General features: G+C 60.4%; 20 protein-coding genes. 14 read left to right on the top strand and 6 right to left on the bottom strand.

The window, feature by feature from the left end; genetic code table 11:
• Window positions 1-21 precede the first annotated feature (21 nt).
• Both JT360_RS30610 and JT360_RS30605 read right to left on the bottom strand, forming a co-directional pair.
• Window positions 22-945: a LysR family transcriptional regulator gene (locus JT360_RS30610; RefSeq protein ID WP_214476785.1), complete on the bottom strand. Its 924-nt coding sequence runs from the start codon at window positions 943-945 to the stop codon at window positions 22-24.
• Between the two features lie 205 nt (window positions 946-1,150).
• Entirely contained in the window at window positions 1,151-2,116 is a 966-nt protein-coding gene (locus JT360_RS30605) for a class I SAM-dependent methyltransferase (protein ID WP_214476782.1), read from the bottom strand.
• Between the two features lie 435 nt (window positions 2,117-2,551).
• Here JT360_RS30605 and JT360_RS30600 point away from each other — a divergent pair, with 435 nt between their 5' ends.
• The 3 genes from JT360_RS30600 to JT360_RS30590 all read left to right on the top strand — a co-directional run bounded on the left by JT360_RS30600 (window position 2,552) and on the right by JT360_RS30590 (window position 5,978).
• Window positions 2,552-3,274, top strand: coding sequence for a helix-turn-helix transcriptional regulator (locus JT360_RS30600; RefSeq protein ID WP_250889186.1), 723 nt, complete (start codon window positions 2,552-2,554; stop codon window positions 3,272-3,274).
• A 156-nt stretch (window positions 3,275-3,430) separates the two neighbouring features.
• On the top strand, window positions 3,431-4,576 hold the full coding sequence (locus JT360_RS30595) for an MFS transporter (protein WP_352128802.1): 1,146 nt from the start codon (window positions 3,431-3,433) through the stop codon (window positions 4,574-4,576).
• The gene (locus tag JT360_RS30590) at window positions 4,566-5,978 is read left to right on the top strand and encodes a hypothetical protein (protein WP_214476775.1); all 1,413 of its coding nucleotides are present in this window, start codon (window positions 4,566-4,568) and stop codon (window positions 5,976-5,978) included. The genes JT360_RS30595 and JT360_RS30590 overlap by 11 nt, the downstream gene beginning before the upstream one ends.
• 472 nt (window positions 5,979-6,450) lie before the next feature.
• On the opposite strand, the gene JT360_RS30585 is transcribed toward JT360_RS30590, so the two are convergent.
• Window positions 6,451-6,636: a hypothetical protein gene (locus JT360_RS30585; protein WP_214476772.1), complete on the bottom strand. Its 186-nt coding sequence runs from the start codon at window positions 6,634-6,636 to the stop codon at window positions 6,451-6,453.
• 35 nt (window positions 6,637-6,671) lie between these two features.
• Here JT360_RS30585 and JT360_RS30580 point away from each other — a divergent pair, with 35 nt between their 5' ends.
• Together JT360_RS30580 and JT360_RS30575 are read left to right on the top strand one after the other, a co-directional pair.
• A complete protein-coding gene (locus JT360_RS30580; RefSeq protein ID WP_214476769.1) occupies window positions 6,672-7,133 on the top strand; it encodes a hypothetical protein in 462 nt (153 codons plus the stop codon).
• A gap of 14 nt (window positions 7,134-7,147) precedes the next feature.
• Window positions 7,148-7,489: a hypothetical protein gene (locus tag JT360_RS30575; RefSeq protein ID WP_214476766.1), complete on the top strand. Its 342-nt coding sequence runs from the start codon at window positions 7,148-7,150 to the stop codon at window positions 7,487-7,489.
• On the opposite strand, the gene JT360_RS30570 is transcribed toward JT360_RS30575, so the two are convergent.
• Complete coding sequence (locus tag JT360_RS30570; RefSeq protein ID WP_214476764.1) at window positions 7,486-8,256, bottom strand: plasmid partitioning protein RepB C-terminal domain-containing protein; 771 nt, start codon at window positions 8,254-8,256, stop codon at window positions 7,486-7,488. The genes JT360_RS30575 and JT360_RS30570 overlap by 4 nt on opposite strands.
• Before the next feature lie 56 nt (window positions 8,257-8,312).
• Complete coding sequence (locus tag JT360_RS30565; RefSeq protein WP_502845499.1) at window positions 8,313-9,887, bottom strand: recombinase family protein; 1,575 nt, start codon at window positions 9,885-9,887, stop codon at window positions 8,313-8,315.
• 237 nt (window positions 9,888-10,124) lie between these two features.
• Between JT360_RS30565 and JT360_RS30560 the strand changes: the two genes are divergently transcribed.
• Both JT360_RS30560 and JT360_RS30555 read left to right on the top strand, forming a co-directional pair.
• Entirely contained in the window at window positions 10,125-10,439 is a 315-nt protein-coding gene (locus JT360_RS30560) for a YMGG-like glycine zipper-containing protein (protein ID WP_214476761.1), read from the top strand.
• Between the two features lie 152 nt (window positions 10,440-10,591).
• Window positions 10,592-11,206: a class I SAM-dependent methyltransferase gene (locus JT360_RS30555; protein ID WP_214476758.1), complete on the top strand. Its 615-nt coding sequence runs from the start codon at window positions 10,592-10,594 to the stop codon at window positions 11,204-11,206.
• Window positions 11,207-11,700: 494 nt separating this feature from the next.
• On the opposite strand, the gene JT360_RS30550 is transcribed toward JT360_RS30555, so the two are convergent.
• Window positions 11,701-12,690: an SMP-30/gluconolactonase/LRE family protein gene (locus JT360_RS30550; RefSeq protein ID WP_214476756.1), complete on the bottom strand. Its 990-nt coding sequence runs from the start codon at window positions 12,688-12,690 to the stop codon at window positions 11,701-11,703.
• A 102-nt stretch (window positions 12,691-12,792) separates the two neighbouring features.
• Between JT360_RS30550 and JT360_RS30545 the strand changes: the two genes are divergently transcribed.
• From JT360_RS30545 to JT360_RS30515, 7 genes are all read left to right on the top strand, one after another.
• Window positions 12,793-13,512 carry a FadR/GntR family transcriptional regulator gene (locus tag JT360_RS30545; RefSeq protein WP_214476754.1) on the top strand — a complete coding sequence of 240 codons (720 nt, stop codon included), beginning with the start codon at window positions 12,793-12,795 and terminating at the stop codon, window positions 13,510-13,512.
• A gap of 2 nt (window positions 13,513-13,514) precedes the next feature.
• Window positions 13,515-14,717 carry a mandelate racemase/muconate lactonizing enzyme family protein gene (locus JT360_RS30540; RefSeq protein WP_214476752.1) on the top strand — a complete coding sequence of 401 codons (1,203 nt, stop codon included), beginning with the start codon at window positions 13,515-13,517 and terminating at the stop codon, window positions 14,715-14,717.
• Between the two features lie 24 nt (window positions 14,718-14,741).
• Window positions 14,742-15,719 (top strand): sugar ABC transporter substrate-binding protein, encoded by a 978-nt coding sequence (locus JT360_RS30535; protein ID WP_214476750.1) that lies wholly within the window; start codon window positions 14,742-14,744, stop codon window positions 15,717-15,719.
• An 82-nt stretch (window positions 15,720-15,801) separates the two neighbouring features.
• Window positions 15,802-16,779 (top strand): ABC transporter permease, encoded by a 978-nt coding sequence (locus JT360_RS30530; protein WP_214476747.1) that lies wholly within the window; start codon window positions 15,802-15,804, stop codon window positions 16,777-16,779.
• Between the two features lie 4 nt (window positions 16,780-16,783).
• Complete coding sequence (locus tag JT360_RS30525) at window positions 16,784-17,515, top strand: ATP-binding cassette domain-containing protein (protein ID WP_214476745.1); 732 nt, start codon at window positions 16,784-16,786, stop codon at window positions 17,513-17,515.
• An 11-nt stretch (window positions 17,516-17,526) separates the two neighbouring features.
• Window positions 17,527-18,282: an SDR family oxidoreductase gene (locus tag JT360_RS30520; protein WP_214476743.1), complete on the top strand. Its 756-nt coding sequence runs from the start codon at window positions 17,527-17,529 to the stop codon at window positions 18,280-18,282.
• A 1-nt stretch (window position 18,283) separates the two neighbouring features.
• Entirely contained in the window at window positions 18,284-19,144 is an 861-nt protein-coding gene (locus JT360_RS30515) for an aldose 1-epimerase (RefSeq protein ID WP_250889184.1), read from the top strand.
• Window positions 19,145-19,303 lie beyond the last annotated feature (159 nt).

Genomic DNA, 19,303 nt, shown 5'->3' with positions numbered 1-19,303 from the left:
AGATACCGCAATGACTTTGGCTCAACGATGATCCGTGTCAGGACCTTGACTTACCGCCGCCATGTTTTTGGCCAGTCCTATCAGACGCAGGACGGCCCGCTTTGGATTCGATCCGAGCCAGAGGCCCCTGATTGAACTGACGCTGTTTTCACCATTGAGCGGCCTCCATAGGGCGGTATCGGTAGTAACTGTCCTGGCATAGCTTTCCTCGGCCAACGTGACGCCTTGGCCGAGTTGCACCTTGAAGATGACTGTTGCCTGGTTCGCCCGACACGTTTGAACGGTCGGGCCGCCATCAGCCGCAATGCGTTCGAGCAAGCACAGGTCCAACGGCGGTCCTTCCAGCCCGACCGGAACGAGCAGACACATATCTGCAAGGTCGGACCACGTAAGCACCGGCTTCTCGACAAGTGAATGACAAGACGGCAGGAGCACAAACAGACGTTCCCGCCAAAACACCTCACTGCTACAGGATTTGACGGCGCCGATGTCGTGCGTGAACACAATGTCGAAATGCCGGCGGCGTATGGCTGCTAGGCGTTGCCCAGCTGGAACATTCTCTATGGTTAGCCTTACGTCCGGATACAGTTTGTTGAATCGATCGATGAGGCGCTTGAGGAACTCCCCTCCTGTTACCCAGCACAATCCAATCTTGAGCGTCCTTGCATCCTTGTTATCGCGTACGCGTTCAGCAAAAGCATCTAGCAGGCCTTCGTAGTGAGCCCGTACAATTTCGATCCAGGCCCGACCTGTCTCGGTCAGGCGAACTCCGCGCACGTGGCGCTCGAACAGCTGCATTTCCAAAAGCTGTTCAAGCTTGATGACGTTGCGGCTTACCGAGGATTCCTGAACCCTCAAGGCTCTTGCTGCCTGACGCAGGCTGCCGTGATCCATGGCTGCGAAGGCATAGGTCAGTAATTGGAGAGCGTTCCCGTTCCGCGTCATGTCGCTTGAGCTTTTTGGATATCGTCGCGGATGATGTCTGTTTCACCGCAGTGCGATTGGATGTGTCCGGAAAGGGGCGCGCTCAGGCGGATTAATAGCCCGGCCTGCCCGCAATGCCGCCCTCGCGAAGGACGCAGAGATAAACAACCCCTATTCCAATGAAAGCCTTGCAGTTGCCATTCCGTCGCTGCGTCACTCCGGGATTTCAGGTGGGGGAAACGCTGGCCTCGTAGACATATTCATGCGGGATGGCAGGCGCCGACATCTCTGAAATGTACAGGTCGAGATTTTCCTTGCTGTTGCTCGCCGCAAGACTGCAGAAATTGCCGCTGTTCCACGTCATCGTGCAGTGCCTGAAATGCGCACGCACAGCGCGCGACATCTCTGCCAGCGTCACTTCATTGTTGAACATGGTCCCGAGGACGTCCTTTTGCTTTTTTGCGATTTCGTCCGGGGGAAAATACCGAGCCTTGAAACCGTAATCCTTCTGGTACTCTCGACGCTGGTAGTCGCTTTCATCCGCCGCCCTGAATTTTTCGACGAAGACGAAGATGCCCCCCTCCTTGAGGTGCTGGGTCACGTACTCGATCTGCTTGGGCCTGTTCGGTGAGTACATCTGGAAGGTCGTGTCCTCGAGGATGACATCGAAGCCTTGCGTGAATTTCGCCAGCCGCCGATCAGATCCGAGCGCATCCTTTGTCAACCAGTGAAACGGGCCGATGAAGAACTCGGCGTGGGCCGGTTCGCCATAGGCCATGAACGACTTATAGTTCTCAGGATTGGGGCTGCACGATAGCGAAAGAATCTGCCCGTCCGAAAATTCGGACAGTGTTCTGGCCATCGTGCCTTCCGCCGTTCCAAGGCTGTACAGCGACAGCGCAGTACCACGGCGACGGGCATAGTTTAGCACCGCGTGGGCCATCCGGCACTCCTCTTCCAATCTGTAGGGAATGCTGCCGTGATAGTGCTGGTCGAAGAAGCCCTGCCGGGCGGCGTGAAGGCGAACGAGATCGCGCAGAAGTTCATCGCTCGGCAGAAGGCGCGCGTCGGCCTGAGGCTTGCGAACTGGCATCCCGCTTTTGCCCGCCGCGGTCGCGGCGAAAAATCCCGCGAGTTGGTTGATCCGTGGTCCTTGGTCGCACTCGGCCAGGAAATCCTTGAGACTTCGCATCACACTATGCCTCCCGCACGTTGCTTTGGTGAGCCGCCAAGAGGTCGATGGGGTATCTCCACTCAATTAAGAGTGATCTAATATTTCAAACTGGCTTCGAGTCCTGGCCGAGGCACTGGTAGGCTTGCTGAATACGAGCGGCTTTCCTGCGATTGCCATTTTTTTACTAAAGTCACATCTTCTACCAATCCTGAGTTAGTTGTGATTTGTCCAGCAACCTATGGTTCTGCACAACACGGGAGGGCGGGCTTACTACGAAGGCTGTTTCTATCCGTGGATACTCTTTGCCTTGGCCCGAACAAGATCCGCCGTTCACAGCACCAGACGCTTGCTCACCAACATGAGAGCTGGGGCAACGTGCGGGCAGACTTGATCAGAAGGACTGGTCTGGAACGCCAGGAAACAGCAACTTCGTTCCCGGGGCATATATTCCTGATGAACCTGAAAGGGACGGCGAGCCGCGGAGAAGATTTCGTCGACGGGCGTCGGATCTCGTTTTCGCCCCGGCGAGTTGGCTCGGTCATCCATATGCCTGCCGGCAGCGATTGGACGGGGTGGGACGAAGGAGAGCCGACGGCCGCCTACCTGCTCGTGTCGATTGAAAAAGGGTTCGCCGACGCTGCGTTCGGCGGGATGGTCCGCCATCGATCGGGCGACCTGCCGGCTTCGATCGGATTTCGCGACGGCACGGTGGAGATGGCTTTGCACCGGATCGCCATCGAGCTCAAGCAGCCCGATCCGATCAGCGTGACGCTCGTCGAGAGCCAGGCCATGCATTTGCTCGTTCACATGGTCAGGCGGAACGGCCACTATCATGAGCCGGCGAAAGGCGGATTGTCATCCTTCGACCTCAAACGTGCGATCGCAATGATCGAGTCCTCGGATGAGACACCCACGCTCGCCGATCTGGCAAAGGAGGTCGGTGTCAGCCGTTTCCATTTCAGCAGGGCTTTCAAGCAATCTACGGGGATGACGCCACACGCGTTCATCGCACGGCGTCGGCTGGATCGCTCCGCCGACATGCTGCGATCGACCAATATGTCGGCGACGGAGATCGCGCTGGAATGCGGGTTCGGAAGCTCAAGCCATTTCACGGTCGCCTTCAAGCGGGCGTTTGGCGCCAGTCCGACGGAATTCCGACGCAGGTCCAGAATTTGATTCAATACCTCTGCTGATTTCGGCAACGAGCTGAAAAACCACGCGGGATTGTTAAGCAGCAGCCTCGGCGGAAGCTATGACAGGCAGCGATTGGATGCGCCCTTGTCAAATGCAATACAGATTCACGCTGACCAGAGATCAAGCGTCCAGTCCAGAGTGTGGCTTGGCTTCCTGGCCAGCACGCTGTTAGCGGCAGCCGGACGAAACGGCTATTACATCGCATCCGCCTGGACTCTTGTCGCAGCAGGGTACGGAAGCGCCGGCGTGGCGACACTGCTTGCGGCCGTCAGTGTTGTCGAATTCGTCGCAAGCCCTCTGGCCGGCGCGGCAGCGGACCGGTTTGACCGACGGCGATTGAACATCGCGGCGGACCTCGGTCGCTTTGCCATCTTGCTCGCCACGGCTTGCACACTCCTGTGTCTGGACGCGTTTTTAACACTCTGCCTGTCAGCGGTGCTCTTTTCGTTTTGCGATCGTGTCGCGCTGACCGCCTCACAAGCAATGATTCCCCTTGCGACACGAGGCGCCGATCTCGCGACCTCAAATTCCACCGTCTTCTTCACCATGCAGCTTGGCAGCCTCGGCGCAGCATTGCTTGCCGGGTCGTTGCTGGGTGGGCGCTCCCCTGCCCTGACATTCGCGGCGCTCGCCCTCTTCTTCCTTTTTTCGGCAGCCTCGCTCTCGTGGATGCGGCTAGCACTCCTCCCGCAAGGTGTCAGAACGGCCAAAGGCCTGGCACCGAACATTGACAAGCACCTGCTTCGTCTCTTTGCCGCCTATGCCCTTCTCTATGGAGGCGCGGTGCTGGTCACGGTGGTGGGATCAAGTTTTGTATTCGAAGAGCAGACAGGCACGGCCGCGGATTTCAGCCACCTTGAGGCGGCGTGGTCGGCTGGTTCGGTGATAGGGGCGGCTGTTCTCGTCAGGCTGACACGAGCGATAAGTGGTCATATATTGCAGCTCATGCTTTTGGCCTCAACCGCGCTCGCGTTGATGTCTTTGATCGCTCTGCACGCGCCCTGGACATTGATCGTCTTCGCCACGCTCGGGTTTGTCTACAATCTGGGCCGGGTGAGCATCGAAGTCACACTGCAGTCGCGTGTACCTGACAATGTATTGGGCAGGGCCAAGGGCGTCATGCACAGTCTGGCTGTCGCGCTCGGACTGATCATTTTCAGCATCGCTGGCGTTATGGGCAACAGTGTATTTCCTTCAACGATCTTCTTCGGTTTCGGAGTGGTGCTCCTCATCAGCGTTCCTGCATTGAGCATCCGCATCGCGCAGCGAAAGGATGAACCGTGAGGTGGACGAGCTAGCGACAGACGCAGACACCAAGCAGGCGGTGCTAGAATCTCTGGCGGCGCTCTATCCGTGGACGCGCTCCTTTCATTGCCATCCAGTCCGCGATTATGCGTCCCGCTTGTTCGAAGCGCCTGCCCAGAAAGCCGAACCGGAAATTCGCAGCCGCGCGCTTGCCAAGCTGCTCGACACGATCAGGAACGCGGGAACGCGAAACGGATTGCCGATCAACGCTGTTTCCCAAATCTGCAGAGACCTCGAACAACGCCGCGTGTTGCAGACCGGTCCGCATTTGTTTCTCCTCATGGAGCCAGAAGCCTATTACACGCACATTTTCAGCCTGCTTGGCCTCTCGGCGCATGGCTGCTCGAGCTATGTTTCCTATGCCGTTTCAACGGTCAGCCTCGTTGAAAAGCCCCGCAAGGGGCCAGGCTGGATCACGCTCGACGGGAAGCCGGTCAACGTCTTCGGTCTTAGCGGGAGCCGGATGATCAGATACAGCCTTCTAACCGGGCCTGGATCATACCGGTTCGAGTTGGTGCCAACGGAGCCAAATGCCGACGAAGCCGCGCTCGTAATGCTTCGCCGCCTTCTGCCCAAGACGCAGTTCGAGCGGCCAGCGCATGCTATCAAGGCAGCCAACCTCATGCTCTGGCCAAAACTGTTCGGACAGAGCTTTGCCTTTCTGCAGATCGATGACGAGGATATTGCCGACCTGGTGGCGGACCATCTGTCGGACGAGGACTCCTGGCTGCGGGCGAGACTGCTGGAAGACCCCAACTTCGCTTCCAACATCCTTGCCGGGCTCGACAAGCTTGCCGCCGGCCCCTGGAGTGGCTGGCTCACGCGCGGAACTGATTTCTTCTGGTTCTACGAGAATGGCAAACGCCTTCCGCTGCGCTTGATCGCCGGAGAACTCGTCCATCCGGCGACGGGGATAAAGGTGGCCCCCTTCACTGCTCCCGACGTCCTTGAACGGCTGGCAAACCGCAGCCTGATCCCCAATCTCCTGCTGATGTTACTGGTTCTGTCGATCCTGCCTGGCGTGCGCGCGCTGGGAGGCAGCTATCAGCCGCTCTACTATCCCCTGATGCGCTATGTCATCTGCCAGGCGCTCGAAGCCGCGGATGTGGATGAGGACCTTCGGCAGGCTCTCGCGGCGGACGACGTGCCTGGCGCTTGGGGACATCGGGTCATCGAGTGTGACGATGATCCCTTCAGGCTCTTTCTGGATGGCAAGGCCGGCGGGACAAGCAGTCTCATCGACCGCTTCGGCAATATCCCCTTTGCCCAGGCGTGTGGCAGCATGAGCAGCTTCGTGAGGGACCCGTCGTGGCAGGAACTTCACAATCGGCTGCGGAAAGGGGTGATTGCGTCGACTGATGAGGAATGGGCTTTTGCCTGAATGACTTGCGCTCGACGTACGCTCGGGAACGCCTTCCAAGCGGCGCTATGTAGTGATTTCGACTTCAGTATAGCGAGTCAACAATCAGCTTTATCGGGCCCGTTGGCGATGCGCTTGCCGTTCAGGTTTCCCGCCATGCGGTGAGAAGCGGGCCGTCCCGACCATATACCGGGTCTCTATCCGGGCGGGATCTTTTGGATCATGAGTAGCGCCTCAGCGTGCTTTTCGGGGTTGCGGCACAGATCGTAGGTGCCGAATGGCGGGCAGGCGCCGACGACACCGGGAGATCGGCAGATAAGACAGGCGTTGATGGCCGATTCCTGCCGGCAGGATCGCTATGTCTCCTGCTTTGACATCAAGGACTTCGCCCTTCTCGCCGCCGAAGTGGATCTCCTGTGGCTATCTTGCCTAGCGAACAAAATGAGAACATGATAGTCAATACCCCTTGACCTGACAGGAATATATTCCTTGTTCATCCGGCATCTGAGTAGGAAAGGGCTAGGGAAAGCGGCAGAACGCGCCGGCAGGAATTGGACGGGCTGGCCAGGACGCCGTAGACGCGGCCGGCGGCGATGTCGTGAGCGCCTTGCTGCTGGTCCTCGCCAGGATTGCGGATCTGGAACACGAACTTGCCCTGTCTCGCGTTGTTATTTCGCACGGCTTTTCCCGCGCTGGCGCAAAGAGCGAAGTTGAATGGCAAAAACGGCCGAGGATAATTTCCGCATCGAAGTTTGGGACCGCGAGGAGACGGCGCTCGCCGAGACGATCAACCGGTCGCCGGATTCGAGCGTCAGTCAGGCCGCATGGCAGGCCTCGATCCGGCGCCGCCCGGGCATGCTGCTGATCCACTACAACAGCCGGCACATCATGGAAAAGATCATCACCCCGGGCGAGGTGAAGATCCCACCTCAGACGATCATCGATGGCAGCATTCATGCCGGCCTGGACGTCGCGCTTGGCGACCTCCGCGAATGGCACACCTTGCGGGCCTGGTGCAAAAAATGTTCGCATCATGCAGAGGTGAAGCCCGCAGCACTGATCCGAAGATATGGCAAAGATGCGCTGTTCAGTTCGGTCGAACGAGCGCTTGTCTGTACCAGTTGCGATCGAGGCGGGCCGGTGAGGTTGGAAATTCATAAGCTGCCAAGGAATTGAGGGGCCTCAAGAAAATGCATGACTTGATCGATTTCTTACAGACGAATGCCACACTGGTGCTGGCCAACCCTGCAGCGTTTGCAATCTTCACAGTCCTTTTCGGAACTGGAGGCTTCGTGGTGGGCCGCTATTTTCTGGCTGAACGTATCGCCAATCTGGAAAGCCGCATTGCCCGACGCGACGACGAAATCGAAGCGCTGAAAAAACGCAGGGATAGGGCAGCGGAGCCGTCACTGATCCCTATCATAGGCACATCGGCAATTGGTGAGAACGAGCCAACCCCGCTGTTGGGAAAATGGCCGGATCGGCGCCGGCCAGGAACGCTGTCCGCGCCGCCGCGTCAACGACGTGGCTAACCAAACTGTTGATTGAACTCGGTCATTTTCTGAAATTCGCAGAGGCTCTCTGGGAAGTTCTGTGCGAGGTACCGGACAACGCGCACATTTTCAAGCAGTTGGTTGATATACCTTCCCGCCGAAATATTCTCCAGGGCCAACGCTCCGTAGTGATCCATAGTGTTTCGAACGCGGTTGCTCAGATCTGCGAATTCTCGTTTCAACATTGCCAATTGCTCGTCGGAGAGACGGGCAAATTTCCATCCGGGGTGCGATGAATCGGCTAGCTGCGATTGTGAACTCAGGGCGACGGCCATCTTAGCATAGTTGTAGGTCACCCTGTTCATGGCGATCATAAGCTTCGCGACTTCAAGCTGTCGGGCGGGAGCCAGCTTTCGCAGCACGCCAAAAATTTTGGCGGGCAGACAACAATCCTGGAACAGTTCAACCACCCCTGGCGTAATGCCGCCGAAAAGGTCCCCTCCACCGATAGCAGCTAGGGAGGGCCGATTGTCAGTTCCAGATGCCGTCAGATCGTAAGTGTCACGCAGAATTCTGGCGGCCAGCGTTCTAGGCAATGTCGCGAGATTTTCCGCAACAAGCAGGTCGCGGAATTGTTCGTCTGCCATCGGAGGTCGAAGAGTTTTGGCGACCTTGCCGATGCTGCGCCTCATCAGGTCGCCCTCACGAATGAAGGCGCGCTTCCTCCTGCATTCAGCCTTGTAGATTTTGAGGAAAAGCGGGGTAGTGAAAGCTGTGACCGGCTCATCCGGGTTTCCAACCGCCAACTTAACGTGCCTTCCTCGGCTGTCTTTCAATGCTCGATTGTGCAAGCCCGAAATCACTAACACAACTCGCTGATAGACGTGTGCTCTGCCAAGGCGACAAGCGGCCCAAGGGACGCAAACAGAAAGGAGTCGAGCCTTGCCCCATTGTTTGCTGCCATCCCCACCTCCCGGTATTTAATTTCGTTTGTGGGGGCGATCAGGTAGTCTCTGATTGTTTCGTTCAGCGGATTCATCCGTATTAAAACCGAGACGTCGGCCACAGGTTTTGGCTTTGTTCCCGTGACCCATCGCGGATAGCCATGAAACGTTGCTTGGCAGCGTGCGATTGCTATCGCAACCGTCACCCCTCCGTTGAGATGGACAAGGTCATTTTCGGTATCGTGCATAGCCTGTCCACCAGCATTCTCTATTGCGATCACAAGATCTTTTATAATACCGGCCCGTATCGCGCGAAGGCGCTTGTTGGCCTCGAGCCACGTGAAGTCGCGTCGCGGGGTGTGTCCAATCATGGCATACGCTCGCAGAAGATCGCCAAACCGCGCCGTGTATCGGGCGGCCGGCGGGCATTCCGGCGCGGCGTCTATGATTGCGCGGGTTAACTTCCCGCGCCTGTCAAGGAGCTTGGACAGGACCGCCAGCATCTGGTCCTTGCTCATGAGGGCAGTGCTGGCTTTCACCATGGCCTGGGCGCGGCTGAAAAGCTTTTTGTCGACAATGGCTTCGAAAGCATCGTCTTTTCGCGCCCATTGGTCTGGCGGATTGCGTATCCATTTCCGCCTGAGTTTAGACGAGCCCCGATTCCAGACGTTGTGGCCGATATATTTCTCGCAGGTGATGATGTGGTGAACGGATTCCCGCTTCCAGGCCCTGTTGAGATCCGTGACAATTCCACGCCTGTTGAGCAGCCTTGCGATCTCGAGCTGTGTTTTGCGGGCCTTGACGAACTGATTGAATATCAATCGCACAACAGCGATCTCTTCTGGCGGTCCAGGCACCAGGATGATCCGGTCCGTTTGCAGGTTTTTGTATTCGTAGCGAGCAAGGATGCCCTTCGGCTGGCCCGCCTGATCAAGCAGCAGGCGCCTGAGACCAAGGCCAGGAATTCCGCCCTGCCAAAAACCCATCCTGATCAACCTGCATTGGCCGATGAAAACCTTCTGCGAAAGCATTCGACTATGCTCAGCCGCCATGCTGCGCTTGATTGCCTTGAGCACGTCGGAGCCGATGCTGCCGTCGTTGACGAACTGCTCCGCGCAATACTCGATCCGCACGCCGGCAATCTGGCACCGATACTCGTAAGAGGCGCTTTCATCGATGTTCTGAAACCGCCCCCAGCGGCTCACGTCGTAGACAATGACCGTTTCAAAATCCACGCGTCTTGCTTCAACGTCAGCTAACAGCCGTTGCAGCCCGGGGCGGTTGCGAATCTTTAGACCGCTTTTCCCAGCGTCCTGATATGTCGCGACGATGTCATAGCCCATGATATCGGCATAGGCGAGAATCGCGTCTTTCTGATTGTCGATTGAATAGGTCTGGAAATCTGTCGACATCCGGACATATTGGGCTGCACGAATTCTTGGTTTGGAAGTGGAAGCTTTTGCAACGCCGGAATTTTTGCCCACTGACCCCATTCCGTACAATTTGGAAGTTCGCAGGCTAGCCACATTGCCCTTTGCTTTGGTTATGCTTTCCTCGACAGTTTATGTCGAATGGGCCGGGCCTGCGTCGGTCGCACCCTGCGGCCAGGCACCTTGTTCAACCAGCGAGAAACCATGTCTCATATCGTGAGAACGCATGCCGCCGTTCCGCCGCATTGCGGCCGCACGTCGCAGGCCATAGGGATTTCAGACCTTTAAGGGAGACCTCACATGACGTTCCACAGAGCCATAGCCGCCGTGCTGATGACTGCCACGCTGGCAGGCTGCGCGCAGACCGAAGGCCAACAACGGGCAGGAACCGGAGCTCTGATCGGCGGCGCTGGAGGCGCCCTCGTCGGCCAGGCCATTGGCGGCAATACCAAGAGCACGGTCATCGGCGCGGCGAGCGGCGCCCTGCTCGGCGCCGTCGTTGGCAGCGCCACCACGCCACAGCGTCGCGAAGACCAGCTCTGCCGCTACCAGGACCGCTACGGCCGCATCTACACCGCGCCTTGCGACGACCGGTACTACAACGGCAATTATTGAGGCTCCTAAGTCAGAACTTCTAATCTCCCCCGTGTGGGGGAGATCGCGCTTCGCCAATCCCAACGGAGAACAAGGCGGCGGGACCATGTGTCATTATTTTGCGCGGTTCTTGGTCTAAGAACGTCTCAAGGCGGGCTTTGGAGGAGGTCGATGTGACGACGACAAGCCTTGCCGGCCTGAAAAACCAAAGCAAAAGGGCCGTGAAACGGCTCATCGGCTATGATTCCCGCAACTGGCTGCGCATCCGCCGGATCGAGGCGTTCACCCTTTTCCTCGAAGCGGGAAACCGCAAGGCTTCCGACGTCATCGAGATCTCGCCCGGCTGGAACCGCTACTGGCGGGCGATGTGCCCCAACTACAGGTCGGTCGATTTCCCCGACTTCGACATCTGCAGGGATCGCACCGAGGAGCAATATTCCATCGTCATCGCCGACCAGGTGCTGGAACATGTCCAGCGGCCGCTGGCAGCGGTGGCAAATATCCACGCCATGACCCGGTCCGGCGGTTGGGCGATGGTGGCGACGCCCTTCCTGTTCCGGGTCCACGCCAGGCCGCACGACTACAACAGATGGACTCCGGCCGGCCTGAAGCAACTGATGGTCGAGGGCGGCTTCCCCGAAGCCAACGTCAAGGTCCACGGCTGGGGCAACAAGGCCTGCGCCAGGGCCCATATCGGCGGCCCTGTCCGCGCCTACGGCTTGTGGCGCGATCTCAGCAACGACGAGGAATACCCGCTGATGGTTTGGGCGTTCGCGAAGAAGGAGTAGGTGGTCGAAGCTTTGAGGGGTGGCCGACGTGGATCTGGCAGGCTGAAGGACCCGGAAGTCGATTTCCGATCTTGGACACTTTGACCTCGCAATTGTCCGGAAGTCTTGGAGCATATCTCGGCTTCAGCATCCGTGCGCGCTGTCGAATGGCTTTGCCAAAGCGCACCCAATGTTCGTTTCTCAGCCGCCATTCCTTCTCAAGGCGTCACTCACCAAATCAACGAGGCTTGGCAGAGCCATTGGTCGGCCCTGTTCAAGGAATAGGGGCACAAGCCATTCGATTTAGTTCGCCCGAAGATACCCGACCAGGCCGGAAGGCTACTTCCTCGACGCCCTGACAGCACCGCGCGCGGAAGTTCGCGACAGGCGCTGGCACACCCCGAGACACAAACCCGAAACCCTACATGTCGGTCAATAAAGTTAGCTGTGCCACTGCCTTAATGCGGACATTACCGGCGACCGCACTGGACGTCGCGGTTGCGCGCCAAAAGCAGTCATTTGGCGCATTTATTCTGGTGGGTTTGGCCCGGAGCCGAACTCGGAGTGCTTACACTGCCTGCGCCCACGGCGGCATCGCGGACAGCCTGACCGAAGCGGTTGCTCGATACGCCTCGTCCCCCCGGTCGTAGCGCAAAGAGTCCGCCTTCGTGCGGGTGCTTCTCTAGGTGCTCCGCGGTCATCGTGAAGCGTGCGGAGGTGACGAACAGCGTGTGGAGATCGGCACCGCCGAAGGTGCAGCTCGTCGGCCAGGAGCAGGGCAGTTCAACGATCCGGTCCAGCCGGCCGTCGGGCGCGATGCGGGCAAGGCAGCTACCGCCCACGACCCGGCAATTCCAGATGTAACCTTCCGCATCCATGCAGGAGCCGTCAGGTAGGCCCCGCTGGAAGCCGCTGAAAAGCAGCCGCCGGTCATCGAGCCGGGAAGAGCTGCCGCTCCACGCATAGCTGTAGATCGCGTTTTTCGTCGTGTCTGCCGTGACGAAGCGCCCGTCCTGCGTCCAGACCATGGTGTTGGTGATGCCAAAGCGGTCTTCGGACAAGCTTGTCACGTCGCCACCGGGGCCAACTCGAAACAGCTGCCCGGCATCCTGCGTGATGGCGATAGGTGTGTCCTCCGGTCCGATGTTGTTGGCCATCGTGCCTACCCAGAAAGAGCCGTCGGGCGCGACGACGCCCTCGTTCAACCGAATGTCGGGCCTATCCGGCTCGATAGTCTCTATCGTTCGGAACAATCCGCCGAAGTCCCACAAAGTGACCGCCTTCCTCAGGCCGACAATGGCGCCGCCATCGGCGCGCAGGCCGATCGAGGTGACAAGGTCCGGCGTGTCCCAGGTTTCATGTGTCGAAGTCCGCGGATCCAGCCGATGGATTCTGCGGCCGACAATGTCGACCCAGACCAACCGGTCGCGGCGGTCGTCCCAGATCAGGCTCTCTCCGACGACGTTGCGCGCATCGAAAATCAGCTCGGCTCTTGTTTCGTGCATTTGTGCCCCTCACTTCGGCGCCAGAATCTGCTTGACATATATCTTCTGGCTGAATTACGAGCAATTCAATAACAGCCTGTCATACAGGTTTGAGGGAGTGAGATGGCTGAATTAGCTGAGACGATGGCTGAGCCAAGCCCTGGCCTTGTAAGTACGGCCATCCAGGCGATCACCCGGCACATCCGCTCGGAAGGGCTCGCTCCCGGCGATCCCTTGCCCAGCGAAGCCGCCATGACGCGCCAGTTGAATGTCTCGCGTACCGTCGTGCGCGAGGCCTTCCGATCGTTATCGGCGATGCGCCTGATCGACATGAGCGCCGGACGGCGCGCCACCGTTGCCAAGCTGGACACAGGCGCCATGTCGATGGTGATCGAGCACGGCATCACCACGCAACAGATCAGCGTCCACCAGGTCTATGACGTCAGGCGTACGATCGAGATGCGCACCGTGGCGCTCGCCGCCTTGCGCCGCACCGAGGCGGAGGCTGCTGCGATCGCGCAATCGGCCAAGTTGATGCGCGAGAATTTCCAGAACCCCGAGATCGTCATGGAGCACGACATCGCCTTTCACGAGGCGATCGCCGCAGCTTCGCACAACCCGGTATTCTCGCTGATCGTCACGGCGTTCAGCGGGGTTACGCGCCGGACCTGGGAGATCGGCTGGCGGACCCGGTCGTCCAACGAGGACCAACTCAAGATGATCAAAGGCCACGAAGACATAGCCGACGCCATCCTCAGGGGCGATCCGCGGCTGGCGGTCGAGCACATGGCCGAGCATTTCGACAAGAGCGTCAAGGCGCTGCTCGATGCGGGGATCGCCTGACAATGAAGATCACCGCCATCGAGACCGTCCGCATCGAGGAGCGGCCCAACCTGCTCTGGGTCGAGGTCCATACGGACGAAGGCATCACCGGGCTCGGCGAGACCTTCTATTTGTCGCGCACGGTCGAGGAGTATCTGCACGAATATGTCGCGCCTAGGGTGATCGGCCGCGATCCGCTCGCGATCGATCTCCTGGCCGCCGATCTGGTCGGCTATCTCGGCTTCCGCTCCAGCGGCGCCGAGGTGCGCGGCAATTCGGCCTTCGACATCGCCTTGTGGGACATTTTCGGCAAGGCCACCGGCCAGCCGATCGCGCAACTGCTCGGCGGCTTCAGTCGGCGCTCGATCCGCACCTACAACACCTGCGCCGGCACCGAATACATCAAGGACGCCAAGGGCCAGACGACGGCCAATTACGGCATCGGCGCGAAGCGGGACTATGACGATCTCAACGGCTTCCTTACCCGCGCCGGCGAGTTGGCCGAGGAGCTGCTCGAAGACGGCATCACCGCCATGAAGATCTGGCCGTTCGACCACGCGGCCGAAAAGACGCGCGGCAACGACATCTCGGCGGCCGACCTGAAGGCGGCGCTCGAACCCTTTGAGAAGATTCGCAAAGCCGTCGGCGACCGAATGGACGTCATGGTCGAGTTCCACTCGATGTGGCAGCTCCTGCCGGCCATGCGGATCGCCGGGGCGCTGGAGCCCTACGCCACCTATTGGCACGAGGACCCCATCCGCATGGACAGCCTCGGCGACCTGAAGCGCTACGCCGCGGCGAGCCCCGCTCCGATCTCGGCCTCGGAGACGCTGGGCAGCCGCTGGGCTTTTCGCGACCTTCTGGAAACCGGTGCTGCCGGCATCGTCATGCTCGACATCTCCTGGTGCGGCGGCCTGTCGGAGGCGCGCAAGATCGCCTCGATGGCGGAGGCCTGGCGGCTGCCGGTCGCGCCGCATGACTGCACCGGTCCGGTCGTGCTCGCCGCCTCGACGCATCTGTCGCTCAATGCCCCCAACGCCCTCGTCCAGGAAAGCGTGCGCGCCTTCTACCGCAGCTGGTACCGCGACCTGGTGACGGCGCTGCCCGAGGTAAAGGACGGCATGATCACCGTGCCGCCCGGACCGGGGCTGGGGCTGTCGCTCAGTCCCGATCTTGGCAAGGCCTACACCGTTCACCGCCGCGTCAGCGACAAGGCGGACATCTAGAAAGATCCAAAGGGAGGAACAGACATGAAAAAACTGACTGCAATGCTTCTGCTCGGCGCAGCCCTGCTCGGCGGGCAATCCGCCGCCCGAGCCGACGGCCTCAACATCGTCTTCACCCACCATTCGTCGGCCTCCAACACGTTCTGGCAGGCGGTGAAGAAAGGTTTCGACGACGGCTGCGCCAAGGTCGAGGCGACCTGCAACATGGTCTTCACCCAGACCGAGGGCTCGATCGAGCAGCAGGTCGCCAACATGCGCGCGGCCCTTGCCGCCAAGCCTGACGCGCTGCTCACGTCCATCGTCGACGACCATGCCTTCGACGACGTCATCAAGGAGGCGCGCGACGCCGGCGTGCTGGTGATCGCGGTCAATGTCGACGACACCGAAGGCGCCAAGGGCAATGTGCGCCAGGCCTTCGTCGGCCAGGGTTTCAAGCCCGCCGGTTATTCGCTCGCCAAGGCGATTTCCGAGAGCTTCCCGAAGGACGGCCCGATCAAGGTGCTGGTCGGCATTTCGGCTCCCGGCCAGAACTGGTCGGAAACCCGCGGCGCCGGCGTGATGCAGTTCCTCGAGGAATACAAGGCCGCGCACACCGATCGTGACGTGTCGTGGGAGCGCATCGACAGCGGCACCGACCTCGCCATCACCTCCGACCGCGTCGGCGCCTATTTGAACGCGCATCCCGACACCACGGCGTATTTCGACACCGGGTTCTGGTGCGCCGGCGTGGCGCGCGTGCTGGCCGATCGCGGCGTCGCGCCCGGCAAGGTGCTGCTCGGCGGCTTCGACCTCGTGCCCGAAGTGCTGCAGCAGATGCAGAAGGGCTATGTCCAGGCGCTGGTCGACCAGCAGCCCTACATGCAGGGCTTCATGCCGGTGATGGAGGCCTATCTCAACAAGAAGATCGGCCTCGCTCCTTCCGACATCGACACGGGGCAGGGCATCGTGCGGCCGAACCAGGCCGACGCTATCATGGCGCTGTCCGCGCAAGGCATGCGCTGAGTTCCAGCTCGCACGTCTTATATCGGCGGCGCTCATGCGCCGCCAATGCGCTGCATAAATCTCGAGCCGCTGGAGCCTTTCGTTGAAGCGCCTGTTCAAGACCTATCTCGAAAAGCCGGAACTTGCTGGGCTTATCCTTCTGGTGCTGCTCATCATCCTGTTCCAGGTCCGCTCGCATGGCGTGTTTCTCAACGCCGACAATCTGCGCGGCATCCTCGGCATCCTGCCGGAAGCCGGCCTCGTCGCCATCGGCGTCACCATCCTGATGATCAGCGGCGAGTTCGACCTCTCGGTCGGCTCGGTCTTCGCGCTGATGCCGATGACCATGGCGGTGCTGATGGTGCATGGCTGGCCGTTCCCGCTGGCGCTGCTCGCCGGGCTGCTGGTCTCGGCGGCCATCGGCTTCATCAACGGCTACATCACCATCCGCTTTGCCATCCCGAGCTTCATCACCACGCTCGGCATGCTGTTCATGGCGCGTTCGCTCACCGTCGTCGTCTCCGGCGGCTTCCCGCCGCTGCTGCCCGCCGACCTGCCCAACTGGCTGTTCACCTCCTTCGTCGGCCCCGGAAACATGTTCCGCATGTCCTTCCTGTGGTTCGCGGCGATTGCGGTGCTCACATCTCTGATGCTGTCGCGTACCAATTTCGGCAACTGGATCAAGGCGACCGGCGGCTTCATGCCGGCGGCTGCCGCGATGGGCATTCCGACCGCCAGGGTCAAGATCGTCTGCTTCATGTTGTGCTCGGTGCTCTCGGGTTTCGCCGGCATGCTGCAGGTGCTGCGGCTGGGCTCGCCGCTCCCCTCGATCGGCGAGGGAATGGAACTGCAGGCGGTGGCGTCGGCCGTCATCGGTGGCGCATCGCTGCTGGGCGGCATCGGCACCGTGATGGGCGGCATCATTGGCACGACGCTCATCCGCGTCATCGACAACGGCCTTGTGCTAAGCCACGTCGATGCCAATTGGTTCAAGTTCGCCATCGGCTTCCTCACTATCTTCGCCGTTGTCGCCAATGCCTGGATGCGCAAGCGCGCCAAGGCGATCAAGATGGAAGGCTGAAGCGATGAGCGACGCCATCATCTCCGTGCGCGACCTCCATAAATGGTATTCCGGCGTGCATGCCCTCAAAGGGGTCACGCTCGACTTCAAGCGCGGCGAGGCGCTTGGGCTCGTCGGCGACAACGGCGCCGGCAAGTCGACCCTCATCAACATTCTGTCCGGCGTCCACCGCGCCGACCACGGCGAGATCAAGGTCGAGGGCAAGGCGGTGAGCATCGCCACGCCGCGCGACGCCATGGATCTCGGCATCGAGACGATCTACCAGTACAATTCCATGGTGCCGACCATGTCGATCGCTAGGAACCTGTTCATCGGCCGCGAGCCGACGCGCTTCTCGGTCCTCGGCGTCGGCATCCTCGACCAGAAGAAGATGGCCGAGGAGAGCGTGCGCGCGATCGCCAATGTCGACCTGCATCTGCGCTCGCCCGATGCGCTCGTCGGCGAGCTCTCCGGCGGCCAGCGCCAGGGTGTCGCGATTGCGCGCGCCATGCATTTCAAGTCGAAGGTGATGATCCTCGACGAGCCGACCAACCACCTTTCGGTCAAGGAGACGAACAAGGTGATCGGCTTCGTGCGCGGCCTGAAGGAACAGGGCGTGACAGGCGTCTTCATCAGCCACAACATGCACCACGTCTTCGAATGCTGCGACCGCATCGTGGCGATGGCGCGCGGCGAGATCGTGCTGGACAAGCGCATCGGGGACACCTCGATCGACGAAGTCCATGGCGTTTTGTAGAGGTGGCGGCGATGAAGGTGCTTGGCGATCGTGTCGTGCTGCTGACGGGCGGGCTCGGCTCGCTCGGTCGGGCGCAGGCGGTGACGCTGGCGCGGGCCGGCGCGCGCGTCCTGGTGCTCGACCGCCCCGACATCGCGGACGCCGAGCAGACAGTGGCGGCGCTTGGCCAGCAGGCAAAGGGCGATATCGCCTTCGTCGGCTGCGATCTCAACCGGTTGGCTGAGGCCGAAGCGGCGGTTGCCGCGCTGGCGGCGAAGGAAGGCGGCATCGACATTTTGATCAACAACGCGGCGCTGATCATCAACCGGCCCTTCGAGGAGTTTTCGCTCACCGAGTATGAGGACCAGATCCGCGTCAATTCCTCGGCCGCCTTCGCGCTGGCGCGCGCCTCCGCGCCGGGCATGAAGGCGAAGGCCTATGGCAAGATTGTCAACTTCTGCTCGATCACGCTCAACGGCCGCTGGGACGGCTACGTGCCCTATGTCGCGTCGAAGGGCGCCATGCTTGGCCTCACCAAATCGCTGGCGCGCGAGCTCGGCCCGCATGGAATCAGGGTCAACGCGGTGTCGCCGGGTGCGGTGGTGTCCGAGGCTGAGGAGCGTGTATTCGGCGACCGGCTCAAACGGTACAACGACTGGATCCTCGAGAACCAGAGCCTCAAGGCGCGCATCGAACCTGACAACGTCGCCGAACTCGTGCTGTTTCTCGTCTCGCCCGCCTCTGACATGATCAGCGGACAGAACATCGCCATCGATGGTGGCTGGTGAAATGCTGGAACTCAGCGACGGTCGAAGCAGGCTGGTTCTGCTCCCCGAAAGCGGCGGCGCGATCGCGCGCTTCGATGCAGTCGCCACAGGTGGAGCGGTCCCGTTGCTGCAGCCATGGGACGGCACCGGCAAATCCGGTTGCCAGCTGCTGGTTCCGTGGTCGAACCGTATTTCGGGTGGCGGTTTCGAATATGATGGCCGGTTTTATCCGATCGAACCGAATGTCGCTAGCGAGGCCTTTCCAATCCATGGCGACGGCTTCCAGAAGCCGTGGCGGCTTGCCGGCCAAACCGACACCGGCGCGGAACTGATCCTCGACAACGGTGCGATCGGCCCCTACCGCTACGCGGCGCGCATCACTTATGCGCTGCATGACGGGGCTTTGGATGCTACGCTCACCGTGGAGAACCGCGCCGGCATTCGCCTGCCTTACGGCCTCGGCTTTCACCCGTGGTTCCCGCGCCGCGCTGGAACCATGCTCGAGGCGAAGGCGCCACGTGCCTGGCTGGAGGACGAACGTCATCTACCGATCGGCGTAGCGCCCGTGGCCGATCACCCGGAGTGGGATTTCTCTCGGGCCTCCTTGCTGCCACGAAGCTGGGTGAACAACGCCTTCGACGGCTGGGACCGCGGCGCCGCCATCATTCAGCCGGAGGACGGGATCGTCATCTCGCTCACGGCCTCGTCGCCGCTCGATGTTTTCATCCTGTATTCGCCGTCGCCGGACGCCGGTTTCTTCTGCTTCGAGCCAGTCTCGCATCCCGTCGACGCGCATCACTGCGAGGGCCTGACGCCACTCGAACATGGCGCCATCATGAGCGCCAGCATGCGGCTGGGCTGGAGTTCTATTGATTCACGTTGATGCGAGCAGCCGTCGACCGGAACCAATCTCGACCAACGGAGCACGGACCCTACCGCTGCAGTCGTATCCAACGGCCGCTTGGGTCAGACCCAGACACCACACCAGCCGACCTAAACGTCTGCTCTCGCAGGGCGGTTCTTGAAAGCTGCCTGACTGGAA

The sequence above is a fragment of the Mesorhizobium sp. dw_380 genome, assembly GCF_018588885.1.
Classification (GTDB): Bacteria; Pseudomonadota; Alphaproteobacteria; order Rhizobiales; family Rhizobiaceae; genus Mesorhizobium.
Note: the sequence above shows the minus strand (reverse complement) of the source record. Positions and strands in the feature narration are given on the sequence as shown.

Excerpts from the sequence above, each read along its gene's own strand:
- JT360_RS30610 (WP_214476785.1), bottom strand. The coding sequence starts at position 945 with ATGACGCGGAACGGGAACGCTCTCCAATTACTGACCTATGCCTTCGCA.
- JT360_RS30605 (WP_214476782.1), bottom strand. The coding sequence starts at position 2,116 with ATGCGAAGTCTCAAGGATTTCCTGGCCGAGTGCGACCAAGGACCACGG.
- JT360_RS30600 (WP_250889186.1), top strand. The coding sequence starts at position 2,552 with ATGAACCTGAAAGGGACGGCGAGCCGCGGAGAAGATTTCGTCGACGGG.
- JT360_RS30590 (WP_214476775.1), top strand. The coding sequence starts at position 4,566 with ATGAACCGTGAGGTGGACGAGCTAGCGACAGACGCAGACACCAAGCAG.
- JT360_RS30580 (WP_214476769.1), top strand. The coding sequence starts at position 6,672 with ATGGCAAAAACGGCCGAGGATAATTTCCGCATCGAAGTTTGGGACCGC.
- JT360_RS30575 (WP_214476766.1), top strand. The coding sequence starts at position 7,148 with ATGCATGACTTGATCGATTTCTTACAGACGAATGCCACACTGGTGCTG.
- JT360_RS30565 (WP_502845499.1), bottom strand. The coding sequence starts at position 9,887 with ATGGGGTCAGTGGGCAAAAATTCCGGCGTTGCAAAAGCTTCCACTTCC.
- JT360_RS30560 (WP_214476761.1), top strand. The coding sequence starts at position 10,125 with ATGACGTTCCACAGAGCCATAGCCGCCGTGCTGATGACTGCCACGCTG.
- JT360_RS30550 (WP_214476756.1), bottom strand. The coding sequence starts at position 12,690 with ATGCACGAAACAAGAGCCGAGCTGATTTTCGATGCGCGCAACGTCGTC.
- JT360_RS30545 (WP_214476754.1), top strand. The coding sequence starts at position 12,793 with ATGGCTGAATTAGCTGAGACGATGGCTGAGCCAAGCCCTGGCCTTGTA.
- JT360_RS30540 (WP_214476752.1), top strand. The coding sequence starts at position 13,515 with ATGAAGATCACCGCCATCGAGACCGTCCGCATCGAGGAGCGGCCCAAC.
- JT360_RS30535 (WP_214476750.1), top strand. The coding sequence starts at position 14,742 with ATGAAAAAACTGACTGCAATGCTTCTGCTCGGCGCAGCCCTGCTCGGC.
- JT360_RS30525 (WP_214476745.1), top strand. The coding sequence starts at position 16,784 with ATGAGCGACGCCATCATCTCCGTGCGCGACCTCCATAAATGGTATTCC.
- JT360_RS30520 (WP_214476743.1), top strand. The coding sequence starts at position 17,527 with ATGAAGGTGCTTGGCGATCGTGTCGTGCTGCTGACGGGCGGGCTCGGC.
- JT360_RS30515 (WP_250889184.1), top strand. The coding sequence starts at position 18,284 with ATGCTGGAACTCAGCGACGGTCGAAGCAGGCTGGTTCTGCTCCCCGAA.